This window comes from Streptomyces sp. NPDC060000, from assembly GCF_042737375.1.
Lineage (GTDB): Bacteria > Actinomycetota > Actinomycetes > Streptomycetales > Streptomycetaceae > Streptomyces.
In genome coordinates, this window is record NZ_JBHWUU010000015.1 from 1 (window position 1) to 17304 (window position 17304).

Annotated in this window: 13 protein-coding genes and 3 pseudogenes; 8 read left to right on the forward strand and 8 right to left on the reverse strand. The window is 71.7% G+C overall.

The window, feature by feature from the left end:
- Window positions 1-105: 105 nt before the first annotated feature.
- Window positions 106-783, reverse strand: coding sequence for a potassium channel family protein (locus ACFWBB_RS10650; RefSeq protein WP_385269282.1), 678 nt, complete (start codon window positions 781-783; stop codon window positions 106-108).
- Window positions 783-1451: a potassium channel family protein gene (locus ACFWBB_RS10655; protein ID WP_385269284.1), complete on the reverse strand. Its 669-nt coding sequence runs from the start codon at window positions 1449-1451 to the stop codon at window positions 783-785. The genes ACFWBB_RS10650 and ACFWBB_RS10655 overlap by 1 nt, the downstream gene beginning before the upstream one ends.
- Before the next feature lie 414 nt (window positions 1452-1865).
- Between ACFWBB_RS10655 and ACFWBB_RS10660 the strand changes: the two genes are divergently transcribed.
- On the forward strand, window positions 1866-4049 hold the full coding sequence (locus ACFWBB_RS10660; RefSeq protein ID WP_385269286.1) for an APC family permease: 2184 nt from the start codon (window positions 1866-1868) through the stop codon (window positions 4047-4049).
- A 126-nt stretch (window positions 4050-4175) separates the two neighbouring features.
- Window positions 4176-5516: a class I SAM-dependent RNA methyltransferase gene (locus ACFWBB_RS10665; protein ID WP_385269288.1), complete on the forward strand. Its 1341-nt coding sequence runs from the start codon at window positions 4176-4178 to the stop codon at window positions 5514-5516.
- A 354-nt stretch (window positions 5517-5870) separates the two neighbouring features.
- Here the strand turns inward: ACFWBB_RS10665 and ACFWBB_RS10670 are convergent, their stop codons facing one another.
- The 6 genes and pseudogenes from ACFWBB_RS10670 to ACFWBB_RS10695 form a co-directional block, all read right to left on the reverse strand.
- Window positions 5871-7700 carry a WD40 repeat domain-containing protein gene (locus tag ACFWBB_RS10670; RefSeq protein ID WP_385269462.1) on the reverse strand — a complete coding sequence of 610 codons (1830 nt, stop codon included), beginning with the start codon at window positions 7698-7700 and terminating at the stop codon, window positions 5871-5873.
- A 39-nt stretch (window positions 7701-7739) separates the two neighbouring features.
- Window positions 7740-8066: pseudogene (locus ACFWBB_RS10675) on the reverse strand (WD40 repeat domain-containing protein); the annotation flags it as partial.
- A gap of 415 nt (window positions 8067-8481) precedes the next feature.
- Window positions 8482-10419: pseudogene (locus tag ACFWBB_RS10680) on the reverse strand (caspase family protein); the annotation flags it as partial.
- Window positions 10420-10422: 3 nt separating this feature from the next.
- Complete coding sequence (locus ACFWBB_RS10685; RefSeq protein ID WP_385269290.1) at window positions 10423-10815, reverse strand: hypothetical protein; 393 nt, start codon at window positions 10813-10815, stop codon at window positions 10423-10425.
- A gap of 683 nt (window positions 10816-11498) precedes the next feature.
- On the reverse strand, window positions 11499-12434 hold the full coding sequence (locus ACFWBB_RS10690; protein ID WP_385269292.1) for an MBL fold metallo-hydrolase: 936 nt from the start codon (window positions 12432-12434) through the stop codon (window positions 11499-11501).
- 11 nt (window positions 12435-12445) lie between these two features.
- On the reverse strand, window positions 12446-13771 hold the full coding sequence (locus tag ACFWBB_RS10695; protein ID WP_385269294.1) for an MFS transporter: 1326 nt from the start codon (window positions 13769-13771) through the stop codon (window positions 12446-12448).
- Between the two features lie 149 nt (window positions 13772-13920).
- Here ACFWBB_RS10695 and ACFWBB_RS10700 point away from each other — a divergent pair, with 149 nt between their 5' ends.
- The 6 genes and pseudogenes from ACFWBB_RS10700 to ACFWBB_RS10725 all read left to right on the forward strand — a co-directional run.
- Window positions 13921-14127 carry a hypothetical protein gene (locus tag ACFWBB_RS10700; protein WP_385269296.1) on the forward strand — a complete coding sequence of 69 codons (207 nt, stop codon included), beginning with the start codon at window positions 13921-13923 and terminating at the stop codon, window positions 14125-14127.
- Window positions 14114-15505: an amidase gene (locus tag ACFWBB_RS10705; RefSeq protein ID WP_385269298.1), complete on the forward strand. Its 1392-nt coding sequence runs from the start codon at window positions 14114-14116 to the stop codon at window positions 15503-15505. Before ACFWBB_RS10700 ends, ACFWBB_RS10705 begins: the two co-directional genes overlap by 14 nt.
- Before the next feature lie 141 nt (window positions 15506-15646).
- The gene (locus ACFWBB_RS10710; RefSeq protein WP_385269300.1) at window positions 15647-16273 is read left to right on the forward strand and encodes a TetR/AcrR family transcriptional regulator; all 627 of its coding nucleotides are present in this window, start codon (window positions 15647-15649) and stop codon (window positions 16271-16273) included.
- Window positions 16274-16401: 128 nt separating this feature from the next.
- Entirely contained in the window at window positions 16402-16596 is a 195-nt protein-coding gene (locus tag ACFWBB_RS10715; RefSeq protein WP_180329038.1) for a ribbon-helix-helix protein, CopG family, read from the forward strand.
- Window positions 16593-16985 (forward strand): type II toxin-antitoxin system death-on-curing family toxin, encoded by a 393-nt coding sequence (locus tag ACFWBB_RS10720; RefSeq protein ID WP_385269303.1) that lies wholly within the window; start codon window positions 16593-16595, stop codon window positions 16983-16985. The genes ACFWBB_RS10715 and ACFWBB_RS10720 overlap by 4 nt, the downstream gene beginning before the upstream one ends.
- Before the next feature lie 111 nt (window positions 16986-17096).
- Window positions 17097-17302, forward strand: a pseudogene (locus ACFWBB_RS10725) (peptidase C39 family protein); the annotation flags it as partial.
- Window positions 17303-17304: the final 2 nt, after the last annotated feature.

Genomic DNA, 17304 nt, shown 5'->3' on the forward strand with positions numbered 1-17304 from the left:
CGCCCCCCGCATGGGAGGCGGACGCCACTCATTGGGCGATGGGGGGCGCCCGGAATACCCCGGGCGCCCCCCATCGTCGTGTCGTCGTGTTCCTCGGACCGAAGGTCAGCCGGAGGTGTCCTCCTTGCGGACCGACAGGAGGTCCTCCAGTTGTTCCTCTCTTGCCTGGGCGGCCACGAAGAGCAGTTCGTCGCCCGCCTCGAGGGAGTCCTCGCGGGTCGGGGTGAGGACCCGGGTGCCGCGGATGATGGTGACCAGCGAGGTGTCCTCCGGCCATTCCACGTCGCCGACCTGGGTGCCGGCCAGGGCCGACTCCTCGGGGAGGGTCAGTTCGACGAGGTTGGCGTCGCCGTGGCTGAAGCGGAGCAGCCGGACCAGGTCGCCGACGCTCACCGCCTCCTCGACCAGCGCCGACATCAGCCGCGGGGTCGAGACGGCCACGTCCACGCCCCAGGACTCGTTGAACAGCCACTCGTTCTTCGGGTTGTTCACCCGGGCGACGACGCGCGGAACGCCGTACTCCGTCTTGGCCAGCAGTGACACGACCAGGTTGACCTTGTCGTCGCCGGTCGCGGCGATCGCGACGTTGCAACGCTGGAGGGCTGCCTCGTCGAGGGAGGTGATCTCGCAGGCGTCGGCCAGCAGCCACTCCGCCTGGGGGACGCGCTCGACCGAGATCGCGGTCGGCGCCTTGTCCACGAGCAGCACCTCGTGGCCGTTCTCCAGCAGTTCGCCCGCGATCGAGCGGCCGACGGCGCCGGCTCCGGCAATGGCGACCCTCATCAGTGACCGTCCTCCTTGGGGCCCTCGGCGAACGAGGCCTCGACCTTCTCGACCTCGTCGCTGCGCAGCATCACGTGCACGAGATCGCCTTCCTGGAGCACCGTCTGCGAGGTGGGCAGGAACGCCTCGCCGAGGCGGGTGAGGAACGCCACGCGGACGCCCGTCTCCTCCTGAAGCCTGCTGATCTTGTGACCGACCCAGGACGGGGCGGCGTGCACCTCGGCGAGCTGGACGCCCCCCGTGGGGTCGCGCCACAGCGGCTCGGCACCCGAGGGAAGCAGACGGCGCAGCATCTGGTCGGCCGTCCAGCGGACGGTGGCGACGGTGGGGATGCCCAGGCGCTGGTAGACCTCGGCGCGGCGGGGGTCGTAGATGCGGGCGGCGACGTTCTCGATGCCGAACATCTCGCGGGCCACGCGGGCGGCGATGATGTTGGAGTTGTCGCCGCTGGACACGGCGGCGAAGGCGCCGGCCTCCTCGATGCCCGCCTCGCGCAGGGTGTCCTGGTCGAAGCCGACTCCGGTGACCCGCCGACCACCGAAACCGGAGCCCAGCCGTCGGAAGGCGGTGGGGTCCTGGTCGATCACGGCGACCGTGTGCCCCTGTTGCTCCAGGGTCTGCGCGAGAGCGGAACCCACTCTGCCGCAGCCCATGATGACGATGTGCACGACCGTCCTTCCGAGGTCAAGAAGTACAAGAAGTCAATAAAAGATTCTGGCCTGGCTCTGAACAGGGTCTCAGACCGCCGACCAAGCTTCACACGCGCGGTCGGCGCAGGGCACCCCCTTGCAGGCTTCGCTGGATCAGCGGCGGCTGATGCTCCAAAGACTGAGGAAGGTAAGGATTCCGAGGCCGACGAGGGTGCCGGCGGCGCCGATGATCTCCGCGGTCGTGTGCATGGACCCTCCGAGGGGCGGCAGCGGGCGGGGATTGTCATATAGGCACGGAGATCGGCGGGGCCGCGGAATCCGCAGCGCGGGCCTGGCCGATTTCACCCGGGAGGCAGACGCGGCACACCGTAACCCGGCTGAGGGTGGGGGAGGGTGGGCGGCCCGGTGTTCGAAGGCCTACGATCCTCTGTTGTGTCCAAACTGACCGACGTGCCCAAACGAATTCTGATCGGGCGCGCACTGCGCAGTGATCGGCTCGGGGAAACGCTCCTGCCGAAGCGCATCGCCCTACCCGTATTCGCTTCCGACCCGCTGTCCTCCGTGGCCTACGCGCCCGGGGAGGTACTGCTGGTCCTGTCCATCGCGGGCGTGTCGGCCTACCACTTCAGCCCGTGGATCGCCCTCGCGGTCGTCGTGCTGATGTTCACGGTGGTCGCCTCCTACCGGCAGAACGTCCACGCCTACCCCAGCGGTGGTGGCGACTACGAGGTGGCCACCACCAACCTCGGCCCCAAGGCCGGCCTGACCGTCGCGAGCGCGCTGCTCGTCGACTACGTCCTGACCGTCGCCGTCTCCATCGCCTCCGGCATCGAGAACCTCGGCTCCGCGATCCCGTTCGTCGTCGAACACAAGGTGGCCTGCGCGGTCGCCGTGATCGTGCTGCTGACGCTGATGAACCTGCGCGGCGTCAAGGAGTCCGGCAAGCTCTTCGCCATCCCGACCTACGTCTTCGTCGCGGGCGTCTTCATCATGATCGCCTGGGGCGCCTTCCGCGGGCTGGTGCTCGACGACACCATGCGGGCGCCGACCGCCGAGTACACGATCAAGGCCGAGCACCAGGGCCTGGCCGGTTTCGCCCTGGTCTTCCTGCTGCTGCGCGCCTTCTCCTCCGGCTGTGCGGCGCTCACCGGCGTGGAGGCGATCTCCAACGGCGTCCCCGCCTTCCGCAAGCCCAAGTCGAAGAACGCGGCGAGCACGCTCGCGGCCATGGGCCTGCTGGCCGTCACCATGTTCTGCGGCATCATCGTGCTGGCCCTGGTCACCAAGGTCCGGATGGCCGAGAACCCGGCCACCGACCTGCTCAACGACGGCGCCGCGGTCGGCTCCGGATACGTCCAGAACCCGGTGATCACCCAGGTCGCCGAGGCCGTGTTCGGCAAGGGCAGCTTCCTGTTCATCGTGCTCGCAGCGGCCACGGCCCTGGTGCTGTTCCTGGCGGCGAACACCGCCTACAACGGCTTCCCGGTGCTCGGCTCGATCCTCGCCCAGGACCGCTACCTGCCCCGCCAGCTGCACACCCGCGGCGACCGCCTCGCCTTCTCGAACGGCATCGTGCTGCTCGCCGGCGCGGCCATGCTGCTGGTCGTCATCTACGGCGCCGACTCCACGCGACTGATCCAGCTGTACATCGTCGGCGTGTTCGTGTCGTTCACGCTCAGCCAGACCGGCATGGTCCGGCACTGGAACCGTCTGCTGGCGACCGAGACCGACCTGGCCAAGCGCCGCCACATGGTCCGCTCCCGCGCGATCAACACCTTCGGCGCGTTCTTCACGGGCCTGGTCCTGGTCGTCGTCCTGGGTACCAAGTTCACGCACGGCGCGTGGGTCGCCCTGCTCGGCATGGTGATCTTCTACGGGACGATGACCGCGATCCGCCGTCACTACGACGGCGTGTCCGAGGAGATCGCCGCTCCCGACGGCCCCAGCGACGACACCGTCCGGCCCTCGCGCGTCCACTCGGTGCTGCTGATCTCCAAGATCCACCGCCCGACGCTGCGCGCCCTCGCCTACGCCAAGCTGATGCGCTCCGACACCCTCGAGGCGCTCACCGTCAACGTCGACCCGGCCGAGACGAAGGCGCTGCGCGACGAATGGGAACGGCGCGGGATCGACGTGCCGCTGAAGGTCCTGGACTCGCCCTACCGCGAGGTCACGCGGCCGGTCATCGAGTACGTCAAGAGCCTGCGCCAGGAGTCGCCGCGCGACGCGGTCTCGGTGATCATCCCCGAGTACGTGGTCGGCCACTGGTACGAGCACCTGCTGCACAACCAGAGCGCCCTGCGGCTCAAGGGCCGGCTGCTGTTCACGCCGGGCGTCATGGTCACGTCCGTCCCGTACCAGCTCCAGTCCTCCGAGGCGGCGAAGAAGCGGGCCCGCAAGCGCCAGGAGTGGAACGCCCCGGGCGCGGTGCGGCGCGGTCCGTTGCAGGAGGGGCGGCCGAAGGAGGCGTCGGGCGCGGGCACGTCACCGGGCGGCGCGGGTGCCTCGTCGGGTGGTGCGGCGACCTCGTCGGGTTCCGGGGAGGCGTCGGGTTCCGGAAAGGCCGCGGGATCCGGCAAGGCCCCGGGCTCCTCGGGGCCGGACGCGAAGAGCTGACGCTCGCTTCGCCCGGGCGAAGCCTCGCTCCTCCCGGGCGCATGGTGAACGGCCGGACGGCAGCCACGTAGACTGGTGGGCTGTTGTCCGGCCGTTCCTCGTTCGACGTTGTGGAGTCACCCCGCCATGCAGGCAGAACCGAAGAAGTCGCAGGCGGTGTCGCTCGTCGGGCAGGAGTACGAGGTCGAGATCGGCCCCGTCGCCCACGGCGGCCACTGCATCGCCCGTACGGAAGCCGGCCAGGTGCTGTTCGTCCGGCACACGCTGCCCGGTGAGCGCGTCGTGGCCCGGGTGACCGAGGGCGAGGAGGGGGCCCGGTATCTGCGCGCGGACGCGGTGCGGGTGCTGGAGGCGTCCAAGGACCGGGTCGAGGCACCCTGTCCGTACGCCGGCCCCGGCCGCTGCGGCGGCTGCGACTGGCAGCACGCCAAACCGGGCGCCCAGCGCCGCCTCAAGGGCGAGGTCGTCGCGGAGCAGCTGCTGCGGCTCGCGGGCCTCACGCCCGAGGAAGCCGGCTGGGACGGCACCGTGATGCCGGCCGAGGGAGACAAGCTGCCGCCCGGCCAGGTGCCCGCTTGGCGCACCCGCGTCCAGTACGCGGTGGACGCCGACGGCAACGCCGGCCTGCGGCGCCACCGCTCGCACGAGGTCGAGCCGATCGAGCACTGCATGATCGCGGCGCCGGGCGTCAGCGAGCTGGGCATCGAGGACCGCGACTGGTCAGGGATGGTGTCCGTCGACGCGATCGCCGCGACGGGGTCCCAGGACCGCATGGTGATCCTCGAACCCCGGCCCGGCGCCCGGCTTCCCCTCGTCGAGCTCGACCGGCCCGTCTCCGTCATGCGCGTCGAGGAGCACGACGGCGGCATCCACCGCGTCCACGGCCGCGCGTTCGTGCGCGAGCGTGCCGACGGCCGGACGTACCGCGTCGGCAGCGGCGGCTTCTGGCAGGTCCACCCGCAGGCCGCCGACACCCTCGTCAAGGCGGTCATGCAGGGCCTGCTGCCGCGCAAGGGCGACATGGCGCTCGACCTGTACTGCGGCGTCGGCCTCTTCGCGGGCGCCCTCGCGGACCGCCTCGGCGACAAGGGCGCGGTCCTCGGCATCGAGTCCGGCAAGCGCGCCGTCGAGGACGCCCGGCACAACCTCGCCGGGTTCGAGCGGGTGCGGATCGAACAGGGCAAGGTGGAGGCGGTGCTGCCGCGCACCGGTATCAGCGAGGTCGACCTGATCGTCCTGGATCCGCCGCGCGCGGGTGCCGGCAAGAAGACGGTCGAGCACATGGTCTCGCTGGGGGCGCGGAAGATCGCGTACGTGGCGTGCGATCCGGCGGCGCTGGCACGGGACCTGGGGTACTTCCGGGACGGGGGGTACCGGGTGCGGACGCTGCGGGCGTTCGACCTGTTCCCGATGACGCACCATGTGGAGTGCGTGGCGATTCTGGAGCCGGTCACAAAGGGGCACTGACCTGCGGATTTCTTGGGTTTCTCAGGCGTGGCCGGTGGCGCTCGACCTGTTTCCCGAAGTGCATGGGGTAGAGCACAGCACAGGCCGGTCGGACGTTTTTGACCTGCGGTTTCGTCCGTTGCCGGGACGGCGGGCGTCTGGTGGCCCCGTGCGTGGCCGGTGCCGCACAGGGCAGCTCTGACGCTTCTGTGACGCTCGCGCTGATGGAGTGTCAGGGCCCGTGGGGGATCGGCGTCGGCCTGGAGGCCGTCGGCGGGGCGGCCGGTGTCGGCGGATGTCAGCGAGGCTCGGCCATGTCGCGCTCGGGGGTGCACTCGTTCCCACCGCCGCTCCCTCGGTTTCGCGTGAGCCTCGTCAGCAGGAGGGGCGGTAGTCGAGCTGTGGGATGAGGGCCTTCCACTGGTCCGGTTCGACGCCCAGCGGGTGGGTCGCGCAGAGGCGGTCGTAGACCTTCCGCGGATCGCGGTCGAGGAGGTACGTGTACTCCGGGCCGCGGTCGCTCGACCGGGCGTCCGCCACCACCGTCATGAACGGCGTCCGCCCCGGCAGCAGGTCCACGCTCCGCACGCCCTGAAGGGTGGCGAAGGCCGGCATGCGCCAGCTGCCGTCCGCGGCGACGTCCCAGACGCGGTACGGCTCGGCGGTGAGCACGCGGCCGCCGTCGAGGTCGGGCGTGATGGCGGTGACCTCCCGGTCGAGGCGCTGGGCGTGCCGGAGCACCGGGTGGCGCGGGTCGCGGATGTCGTAGAACCGTACGGTGCCGTCCTGGAGGGTCGTCGCGAGCAGACTGCCGCCGACCGGGGTGTAGCCGCCCGAGGCGGCCGGCAGCGTCCCCACGGACTTCGGGTGCCGAATGTCCCGCAGGTCGTACAGCCTTGCGGTCTGGGCGTTGCCGTCGGTGAGCAGCAGCCGCAGGGAGTGGACGAAGGGCGCCCGGGCGGTCGCCGCGCCCTTCAGCGGCTCGGGTACGCGGAACGGGTGCGCGGGGTCGCTCAGGTCCCACAGGCGCAGGTCGAGGCCCCGGCCGCGGCCCTCGGCCTCCACGGTCGCGAGCGCTCTCGGGCCCATGAAGACCATGCTCTCGGGCTCGGCCGAGGATGTCGCCGGGATCACCGCGCGCCGCACCGGCCGGAGCGGGTCGCTCAGGTCCCAGATCGCGGCCGTCGGATCCGACGAGGTCCCGACGACCAGCAGCCGGCCGTCCTTCGAGATGGCGGTGCGCACGTTGGGCGAGCGCACCGGGATCTCGGCGCCCGCCACCGGCGGCCCGTCGCCGCCGAGGTCCCAGATCCGGAAGGCGTGCTCGTCGGTGCTCTCGGTCCAGCGGTGCGCGAGCAGCACCGGCCGGTCGCGGCCGGGCAGGAAGTACTGCGCCTCCCACAACCTGGGCACGGTGAACCGCAGCTTCGGCGACCGCCCGCGCACGGTGTCCGCTCCGCTCATGTCCCAGACCCGCGGCACGCTCTGCAGGGAGCCGACGACCGCCTCGCCGGTGAGGACGAACCGGCCGTCCCGCGTGTACGGATAGGCCCCCGGGGCCCCGTCGGCGAGGGTTCCCCGGAGGGCGAGGCCGGGCGTGTGCTCGGGCCAGAGGCGTACGTTGCCGCCGACGTCGCCCACCGCGAGGTAGGCCCCGTCGGGGCTCCAGGCCACGGCCTGCGCGGGCTCGCCGCTCGGCGCCGAGCCGCGCTCGTTCACCGAGGACAGCAGCTCCGGTCCGTCGCGTTCGGCGACCCTCCGGACGGCGGCCCCGCCCGGCCGGGCGCCGTCTGCGGCGGCGAGGGCGGAGCCGTCGGGGCTGAAGCCGAGCGAGGGCAGGTTGTCGCCGTAACCCCATGTGTTCCCGAACGAGTCCGTCGGTCTGATCCGGGCGAGCCGCCGTCCGCCGTCCCGAAGCGTCCACCAGGCCATCGCGCTCTCGCCGCCGGTCGCCACGAGCGTGTCCCGCTTCGGATGGAAGGCCAGCGCCATCACCGAGTCGGCCGTGGCGGTGGTGAGGAGAGCGGGGCGGGCCGGATCGCGGACGTCCCACAGCCGCACCTCGGCCGGGCGCTCTTTGCCGGAGGCGTCCTCGCTCACGCCGTTGCCGGTGGCGAGGAAACGCCCGTCACGGTTGAACGCCACGGCCATCAGGTGGGCCCGGGCGACTTTCCTGTCGTACAGCGGGCGCGGAGCGGACGGCACGGAGACGTCCCACAGCCGCAGCCGCCCGTTCTCCCCGCCCGCCGCCAGCGTCCGCCCGTCCGGGCTGAAGGCGAGGCTGTACGACTGGTCCTTGGCGAGCTTCAGGCCCCCGAGCCGCTTCGGGTGTAGGGGATCGGCCGCGTCCCATAGCGTCAGCGCGTCCGTGCTCAACGCGGCGAGCAGCGGGGAGCGCGGGGAGAAGGCGAGGGGCGCGGTGCCGTGCAGTTGCCCCAGGGCGGCGCCGCGCACCGGCGCGTTCGGTCGGCTCAGATCCCAGAGGCGGACGACGCCGGTGCGCTGGCCGGTGGCGAGGACGCGGCCACCCGGGCCCGTACGCCAGAACAACCACCGGCTGTCGGACGTCACCGCGCAGGTCGACCTGTGGCCGGGAGAGGTAGGCGGCGTAGAGGCTGGAGCGGGTGGCGCCGGTGTCGGCGGTCCTGTACGCGGCGAGGCTCAGGCGCAGCGCGGTCTGCGGGTCGCGCTCGCGCATGGTGTCGGCCTGCGCGGCCAGCTGCTCGGCGACGGCGACGCTCTCGCGGGCCTCGGCGTCGCGCTGGGCGTGGTCGGCCCGCACCGCGAGCAAGGAGGCGAGGACGGCGAGCGTGGCCACGACCGCCCCGACGCCGGTGCGGATCCGGCGGGTGCGGCGCTCGGCCCGGTCGCTGGCGGCGAGGAAGTCCCGCTCCACGGGCCGGAGTTCGGGACCCTCGCCCCTGAGTTCCTGCCGCGCCGCGGCCAGCTGGTCGCCGCGGTACAGGGCGCTCTTCCCGCGGTCCGCCTCTGCCCAGCTGTCGGCCGCGTCGCCCACCCGGCGCAGGACGAGCAGCCGCACCCGGTCGTCGCGGATCCAGTCGTGCAGCCGGGGCCAGCCGTGGAGCAGCGAGTCGTGGCACAGCTGGGCCTCGCCCCGGTCGAGGACGACCAGGCGGGCGTCGGCGAGCCGGTCGAGCAGCTCGCGGTCCTCCCGCTCGGCCTCGCCCTCCGCCTCCGGGACCGGGAGGCGGCGGCGGGCCGCCCGGCCCTCGGTGTCGACCAACGTCACCATGCGCAGCAGGAGTTCACGCAGCCGTGCGCGGCCCGCCGGGTCCAGCGCGTCGTGCAGTTCGTCGGCGACCCGGGCGACCGAGCCGCGGATCCCGCCGACCGCCTCGTACCCGGCGAAGGTGAGCTGGGTGCCGCGGCGCCGGGCCCAGGTCTGCTGGAGGGCGTGGGCGAGGAATGGCAGCGCGACGGAGTCGGCTTCGCCGCCGGGCGCCTCCTGGCGCAGCTCGTACAGCAGATGGCCGGAGAGCCCGTCCTCCAGGCGCAGGCCGGCGTGCGCGGCGGGCCGTTCGATCGCGGCGAGCAGCTCCTCGGCGGACATGGCGGGGACGGTGAACTGTCCGGTCCGGAGCATGCGGGCGAGCCGCGCGTCGCGCATGAAGGGCCCGTAGAAGTCGGCGCGCAGACCGAGGACGATCCGCGGCCCGGTCGCCGCTCCGGCGCCGGAGACGGCCCGGACGAACAGCTCCCGCTCCTCCGGGTCCGCGCAGTCGGTGAAGAGCTCCTCCAGCTGGTCGATCACCAGGACCTCGGGCCGGCCGGTCCCGAACCACCCGGCGCCCACCTCCCGTTCGACCTCCTCGAAGGACCGGTCCACCGCCCGCGCCCAGCGCTCGACCAGGGTACGGAAGGGCCGCGCGCCCGGCCCGTCGACCAGCAGCACCCGTCCCGTGCCCCGCTCCTCGAGTCCGGCGACGAGCCCGGCCCGCAGCAGCGAGGACTTCCCCGCCCCGGACGCGCCGACGAGCACCACCGGCCCGTCGCCGTGCGTCACCCGGTCGAGCAGCTCGCGGGCCAGCTCCTCGCGCCCGAAGAAGAGATGGCGCTGCTCGGGCAGGAACGGGCGCATGCCGGGGTACGGGCAGGGGCCGCCGCCCGCGGGCACGTCGACTTCCTCCGGGGGCGCCGGAGAGCACACGTTCCGCGCCACGACGAGATCCGCGGCCCGGCCCACGCCCTCCGCGTACGGGCGGGCGGGGCCGCCCTGGAAGCGCCGGTCGAGGATCCGGTAGACGTCGAGCAGGGTCAGCCAGCGCGGCCCGCTCGGGTCGCCGTCCGCCAGGAGCCGCACCAGCTCGCCGCCGAAGAGGGTGTACGGCTGGTCCACGGGCGCGAAGGAGGCGGCGTAGCCGGTCGCCGAGGCGAGCAGGAAGCTGCCGGGAGGGCGGGCGGTCGCGTACGGGTCGCGGTGGGCGTCGCTCGGGGCGGCCGCGACCCGGCCGGAGAAGCAGCAGTCGAGGACGACGACCGCGCGGGCGGGTGCGTCGCCGAGCAGATTGCGCACCTCGGCGTACGGCACGGCGGTGACCGTGTCGTCGGGCCGCACCGTGGCCGCGGTGGTCAGATAGAGCTGCCCGCCCGGGCCGAGCCGGCCGTGCCCGGTGAAGCAGAACAGCACCACGCCGCCCGCCGCCGCCTCGACGGCGTCGCGGAGCGCGGCGGGCACCTCCGTCGGGCCGGCTGGGTCGATGAGCTCGGTGACCCGGCCCGCCGCCATCCCACACCGCTCGCGCAGCACCCGGGCCAGCTCCCGCGCCGTGTGCGCGGCGCTCGGCAGGTCGGCGAGCCGCACGCCGCCGCCCGGGCCGCAGTGCTCGCCCGCGCCCTGCCGTCCGGTGCCGACGACGACGGCGCGGCAGTCAGGTCCGGCGAGATCCCCCCATCTCTCCGTCACGGCTCAGGGGTTCTCGGGAACCGAGGTCTGCCGCGCCGGCTCCTCCAGGGCCCGCGCCACCTCCAGCGCCAGCTCTCCGCTGCTCTCCGGCGTGAGGCCGCGCACGCCCTGGGAGGTGACGACGACCTGAGTGCCGTCCGGCTTGGTGATCGTCACGGTCTGGGTGCCGCACCGGGTCTGCAGCCAGGCCACCACGCCGGCCGCCAGCGTCACGGTCAGGCCGCCGGGCTGGAGCAGCAGCTCGATGACCGCGCCGAACGCGCCCATCGATCCGGGCGCCAGCGACGCGGGGACGAGCCGGACGACGGCCGGCCGCAGCTCGGGGTCGCCGCGCAGCCACTGCCGCAGGTCGTAGGCGTCTTCGGCGGTACCGCCGACCTCCAGGGCGATTTCCACGTGCACTGACCTCCGTAGCGCTCCCTCGCGGCGGAGCCGTACGAGGCTACGCCCGTAACTCCCTACCTCTAGGTCGATTTCGGACGTCACGTGGTTCCGGACAGGCCGGAGGTCGGACCTCCGCGCAAGGGATCCGGCCTTGACCGCATGAACGTATGACTTGGTACTGCAACGGTGCTTGTCGTGACTGTCGGTCAGATCCGTTGCAGTACCAGGGTGCGCGGTCAGGCCCGGCACGGCACCCGCACGATGCGTCCTGCCACCCGCGAGCGGGTGCGGGCGAGCACGGAGCATCTGATCGCGGCACTCGCCGACGCCGATCAGCGTTACCTCCTCGGCGAGGGAGCCGACCGTGACAGCGCCCTGAATGACGCTCGGTTCGTGAGACTGAAGCAGGGTCGCGTTGCTTGGCCCGCCAGGGGCGAGTGGGGCCGGCAGGTTGCCCTTGTTCGCGACGCGTCGGCGTGACTGTCGCCCACGAGGGACAGCCGACAGCCGGCTTACGCAAAGGGCGCAAGCCGGTGATCGGTCGTCACGTCTTCCGGCCCCCATCGGTGACGACGGAGCGCGTGCCGGAGGAGTCTCATGGCCACTCCCGGCCGCCCGGTCGCGGACGCCCGGGACGTCACCCGCACGGACTCGGCGCGACTCGTGCGCGGCCGTCCCGGGTGCTCCGATCCGCTTCAGCCGCCGATGGGCGTGACCCCTGAGGGAGCCGGGGCCAGTCGGTACCCGCCGTCCTCGCGTCGCACGTGTCCGGCAGTCGGCGGCGGGAAGTGGCTCCCCAGCAGGAGAGTTGACGTACCGGCCAGTGAGCCGAGCACCTGGTTCCGGGTCCTGGCCGCGAGTTCGGGAGCGACGTCCACACAGCTGCAGAGCTCCGGATGCGCCATCTGGACCGGGTGGTGGATGCTGTCGCCGGTGACCAGTGCGGTCTCGCCACGACTGCTCAGTTCCACCGCTACCTGCCCCGGTGTGTGGCCGGGGGTCGGCAGCAGACGGATGCCCGGCGCGACGTCCGTGCCCTCGTCCGCGACATCGATGAGGTCGAACAGGCCTGCTTTCCAGACGGGATGGACCGAGTCCCGGAACATCTGCCGACGCGCCTCCTCCATGTCGACCCCCGCCCAGTAGTCCCACTCGGTGCGTGAGGTGAGATAGCGCGCGTTCGGGAAGGTGGGCACCCAGGCGTCGCCCTCGGCACGCGTGTTCCACCCCACGTGGTCGGCGTGGAGGTGGGTCAGGACCACGACGTCAACGCTCTCCGGCGCGAAGCCCGCCGCCCGTAGCCGTGCTTCGTAGTCGCTGTTCAGGTTGTGCCAGGCGGGGTTGGAGCGCCGCTTCCCGTTTCCGATGCCGGTGTCCACCAGCACCCGCATGCCGTCCACCTCGACGGCGAAGCTGTGACTCGCCAGGCGCAGGACGCCTTGTTCGTCGGCGAATTCGGGGCTCAGCCAGGGAGTCCGGCTCACGAGGTCGGTGGTTGCCCCGGGCAGCAGCCACGGACCGGTCTGGGCGGGCAGGGCCACTTCGTCGATGCGTCGTACGGTGTGGTTGCCCACCGTCCAGGAAGAGGCGGGGGGAGTAGTGGACTTGGTCGTTTGCGATGAGGTGAACACGAAGACCTTCCTTACCTGTCATGGGTCGCGAGGACGGAGATGTCTGGAGCGGGGATGTCCCGTGAGACGGATGTGTGGTTGCTCGTTGCCGGGCGGGAGTGGGCGTCCTCAGACGGTGTCCGGCGCCTACTGCGCAGCGGCGCGGTCAGCGTCGCGACTGCGACGGTCGCCAGTACGGCCACGCAGCCGGCATGGGCCAGTGCTGCCGCACGCAGTCCGAAGCCGGCGGTGAGGGCGCCGGCGCCGATGGCGGGCAGACTCATCGCCAAGTAGCTGAGTACGTAATAGGAGGCGAGCGTGCCGCCCTTCTCCCGGGCCGGTACCGAGTCGACGACCGCGCGCAGCGCACCCTGGGAGACAGCTCCGAAGCCGAACCCGGCCAGCGCCGCCCCGGTGAAGACAAGTACGGGGTCGGCGAGATAGAGGGCGCCCAGGGTGAGGACGGCCGCCGGAATCACCGCGCAGCTCCCAAGAAGAGCGGAGACGTCGGCACGCATCCTGCGCGTGAAGTACACCGTCGGGGCGGCGACGGCCGTCAGCGTGAAGAAGACCAGGCCGCCGGCGTATTCGGGTCCGTCGGGGGAGATGAGCCGTGTGAAGCCCGGCCCCAGGGACGAGTAGAAGCCGCCGAGTGCCCAGACGGCGACGACGCCGGCGCCGTTGAGCAGGAGAGCGTGGGCGGCCGCCGACGGCAGCGCCAGGTGGGGCCGCGTCGAGCGCAGTGCTCCGGGACGGCGGCGGACGGTCTCGGACGTCGAGACCAGGGCGACGGCCTGCGCGGCGAACACGGCGATCAGGGCCGCGTACACCGTGATCGCCGGGACGGGGGCGAAGCGCACCATGAGGGTGGCTGCCAGGACGCCGGCCGCCATGCCCGTCACCGGCGCGATGCTGTTGGCCAGAGCGGGGCGCCCCGGCCGGGCGGGGTCTTCCAGGTCGAGGAGAGCCGCGCCTGCTGCGCTGGTCGCCGCGCCGGTCGCGATGCCCTGCAGCACGCGGGCGCCGATCAGGGTGGTCAGGCCGTCGGCCGTCGCGAACAGTGCCATGGAGGCGACCTGGACCGCGAGCGCGCCCAGGAGCACGGGGCGGCGTCCGACATGGTCGGAAAGGGTTCCGCTCGTCAGCAGTGCGATCAGGAGTGCCAGGGCGTAGGCGCTGAAGACCACCGTGATGTCGAGGGCCGACAACTGCCACTGAGCCTGGTAGTGGGGGTACAGCGGGGTCGGCGCGCTGGATGCGGCGAGCAGCGCGATGAGGATCGAGGTGTGCAATGCGAACGGCAGGCGTCCGGATGGGGAGGTGCGGGGAGGAGTGAGGCCCGCGGGGACGCTCTGCATGAGATTCCTTCCCTGTACTAAAGCGATTGGTTTGCTTTAAGGCACCGTAGGTCCTACGATCGACTAAAGCAAATGATTCGCGTTTACGGTGGTCGGAGGTCCTGTACAAGCCCCGGCCCGTCGCGCCGCACGGATCCGGAAGGAAAGCCATGACCAGCGAACTCACCCCCCAAGAGGCAGCCCGAGGGGCGCTGCGGGCGGGGCTCCCCCTCGCAGACGGCCGACATGAAGAAGTGGCCGTGACGGCCAACTACATCCACTCCGTGATCAGCACGTTGCGCGAGCTCGATTTCGGCGAGACCCCTCCCGCGTCCGCCTACCGAGCCGGACAGGGGAACGCCGATGCAACCGTTTGAGCTGTCGCTGATCGAAGCCTCCCGTGCGGTGCGCGCACGGGAGCTGTCCCCCGTCGAACTCACCGAATCGGTGCTCGCCCGTATTGCCGCCGTCGAAGGACGGCTGGGCGCCTACGTCACCTTCGCCGCCGACGCGGCCCTGGCCGCAGCGGTCCGCGCCGAACGGGAGATCTCCGGAAGCGGACCACGCGGGCCGCTGCACGGGATCCCCATGGCGCTCAAGGATCTGATCGACGCAGAGGGGATACCCACCACGGCGAGTTCGCACGTCCGGGCAGGGCACGTGGCGGAACGCGACAGTCGAGTGGCCGAACGGCTCGGCGCCGCCGGGGCCGTCCTCCTGGGCAAGACGCACACGCACGAGTTCGCCTACGGCCTGACCACTCCGCAGACGAACAACGCCTGGGACCACAGCCGGGTCGCGGGTGGGTCGAGCGGCGGCTCGGCGGTAGCTGTCGCCGCCGGCGGGGCGACGTTCGCCATGGGCACGGACACGGGCGGTTCCATCCGGGTCCCCGCGGCCCTGAACGGCGTCGTGGGCCTCAAGCCGACCTACGGCCTGGTCCCACGCACGGGCGTGACCTCGCTGTCCTGGTCCCTGGACCATGTGGGCCCTCTCACCCGCACCGTCCAGGACGTCGCGCTGGTGCTGTCGGTGACCGCCGGCCACGACCCGCGCGACCCTGCGAGCGTGTTTGGCCCCATGCTGGACCGCTTCCCGGGAGGCGACCTACGAGGACTGAAGGTCGGCGTACCGCGGAACCACTACTTCGACCGGGTCACGCCCGAGGTCGAGGAGTCCGTACGCGGCGCGATCGAGCGGCTGGCGGAGCTGGGGGCGGAGCTCGTCGACGTCGAGATCCCGATGGCGCGCTACATCCAGGCCGTTCAGTGGGGGCTGATGGTTCCCGAGGCCACCGCGTACCACGAGCAGTCGCTGCGGGCCACCCCCGACCTGTACGCGGCGGACGTTCGCATCCTGCTGGAGGCCGGCGAACTCACCTCTGCGGGCGACTACCTCCGCGCCCAGCGGGCCCGCACCATGATGCGAGACGCCTGGGCTCGCATGTTCGACGGAATCGACGTCCTCGCCGCGCCGACGGTGCCGATGACCGCCGCCGAGGCGGGGCAGAAAGCCGTCGAGTGGGCCGATGGCACGACCGAGGCCGTGTCGGACAGCTACGTCCGCCTCTGTGCCCCCGCCAACATCACCGGCGTCCCGGCCCTCACCCTGCCGGTCGGTCACGACCGCGCCGGACTGCCGATCGGTATGCAGCTGATGGCGCGCCCCTTCCACGACGCGACGGTGCTCCGTGTGGGCCGGGTCTACGAGGAGTCGGTGGCCGGCGCGGGGCGGCTTGCTCCCCTCGCTGCCTGAGGGAAGGCGGACGTTCCGACCGGCATGCGGTTGCGTCGCCGCAGGGCGTCCGCCGTGCTCGGGCGCCCGGATACGTAGCCCTGCGGGTCGCCGCCGCAGGCCACCGCCTAGAAGCAACAAATTCGCATTAAGGTGGAGGTCATGAGTCCCAAGCCCATGGCCCGCCCCGGCGGGCGCAGCGCACGCGTACAGGAGTCCGTCCATGCGGCGGTACGTGAACTGGTAGGGGAGGTGGGCCGCGACGCGCTCACGGTCCCGATGGTGGCCACTCGGGCGGGCGTGACCCCCTCCACGATCTACCGTCGTTGGGGCGACCTGCAGGAACTCCTGTCCGACGTGGCCGTCGAACGACTGCGTCCGGAAACGGATCCGGCCGATCTCGGAAGCCTGCGGGCCGATCTCGACGCGTGGGCGGAACAGTTCCTCGACGAGATGGTCTCACCGACCGGGCGTGCCTACATCCGGGACGCCCTGCTCGGCGATCCCGACGGCACCAATGCCGGTCAGTGTTCGGCGTATGCCGCAGAGCAGATCGACGCCGTGTTGGCCCGTGCGGTGCAGCGGGGGGAGCCGGTGCCCGAGACGGAACTGCTGATCGACCGTGTCGTGGCGCCGATCATGTACCGCATCCTCTTCCGCCCTGGCGGACTGGACGCCGCATACGCGCGCGAGCTCGTGACGAACGCCGTGTACGCCCTGCAGATCGAGGCCGGCGCTCGCCCCACCCAGGCCACCGCCCCGTGGCGCTCGAAGAAACCCGACAGCTGACCACTTCGCTCATCGGGCGGTCTGGGCCTCCGCGGTAGCGATGCGCACGGCCGCCTGGTCCCACCCTCCGCGGAGCCGAGAACGCGGCCCGACCGCGCCGCTTGATACCGGCCTGGTATCATCTCGGTATGGCGATGACACTCCGACTTCCCGAGGACCTGGACGCGAAGCTCACCGAGCGTGCTCGTCGGGAGGGCCGCAGCAAGCAGGAACTTGCCATTGAGGCCATCCGCGACGCCCAGAACCGGGCCGAGCTGAAGGTCGACGACGTCTTGGCCGAGCTCATGGACAGCGACGCGGAGATCCTGGACTACCTGAAGTGACGGACGTTCGCTACATCCAGCTCGACGAGATCCTGGCCATCGCCCGCACGGTCAACGGTACGGAGCACAGCGTGCGTGACATGGGCCTTCTGGTGTCAGCGATCGAGCGCCCCCGGACGAACGTGTTCGGAGCCGAGCTGTATCCCACGCTGCACGAGAAGGCGGCGGCACTGCTGCACTCCGTCGCCCGCAATCACGCGCTGATCGACGGCAACAAGCGCACCGCCTGGCTCGCCATGCGTGTCTTCCTGCGGTTCAACGGCGTCAGTGCCAGTACCGTCCCACCGCCCGTCGCCATTGCCGGCCCGTTCGTCGAAGAAGTCGCGCAGGACAACATCGATGTCCCGGTCATCGCCAAGCGCCTGGCGGCCTGGTTCCCCGTTTTCTGACGTTCGACGACGTGAGGGCAAGGCACGCGCGTGCTCTGCCCTCACGCGCTGTTCGGCCGTCATCCCACGCGGCCGCATTGGCTGGTTCGGGAGTGTCGGGCTGTGCCAACCAAAGGCTTCGACGTTCCGCACTGAGTGCTGTGCCACGGCGTCACGTACCCGGGCGCCGAGGTGATCGACGCCCCCTGCGCCAACGTGGCGATGGGGACACCTGGGTCGACGCACACCTCATGCCGGTCCCCGCTTCGTCGCTCGACGCGATGTCGACGACCTCGCCGGATGGGTTCCGGGGTGCCGTGACCACCGGGCGCGCGTAGCC

Excerpts from the sequence above, each read along its gene's own strand:
- ACFWBB_RS10665 (WP_385269288.1), top strand. The coding sequence starts at position 4,176 with ATGCAGGCAGAACCGAAGAAGTCGCAGGCGGTGTCGCTCGTCGGGCAG.
- ACFWBB_RS10650 (WP_385269282.1), bottom strand. The coding sequence starts at position 783 with ATGAGGGTCGCCATTGCCGGAGCCGGCGCCGTCGGCCGCTCGATCGCG.
- ACFWBB_RS10700 (WP_385269296.1), top strand. The coding sequence starts at position 13,921 with ATGACCAGCGAACTCACCCCCCAAGAGGCAGCCCGAGGGGCGCTGCGG.
- ACFWBB_RS10710 (WP_385269300.1), top strand. The coding sequence starts at position 15,647 with ATGAGTCCCAAGCCCATGGCCCGCCCCGGCGGGCGCAGCGCACGCGTA.
- ACFWBB_RS10715 (WP_180329038.1), top strand. The coding sequence starts at position 16,402 with ATGGCGATGACACTCCGACTTCCCGAGGACCTGGACGCGAAGCTCACC.
- ACFWBB_RS10705 (WP_385269298.1), top strand. The coding sequence starts at position 14,114 with ATGCAACCGTTTGAGCTGTCGCTGATCGAAGCCTCCCGTGCGGTGCGC.
- ACFWBB_RS10695 (WP_385269294.1), bottom strand. The coding sequence starts at position 13,771 with ATGCAGAGCGTCCCCGCGGGCCTCACTCCTCCCCGCACCTCCCCATCC.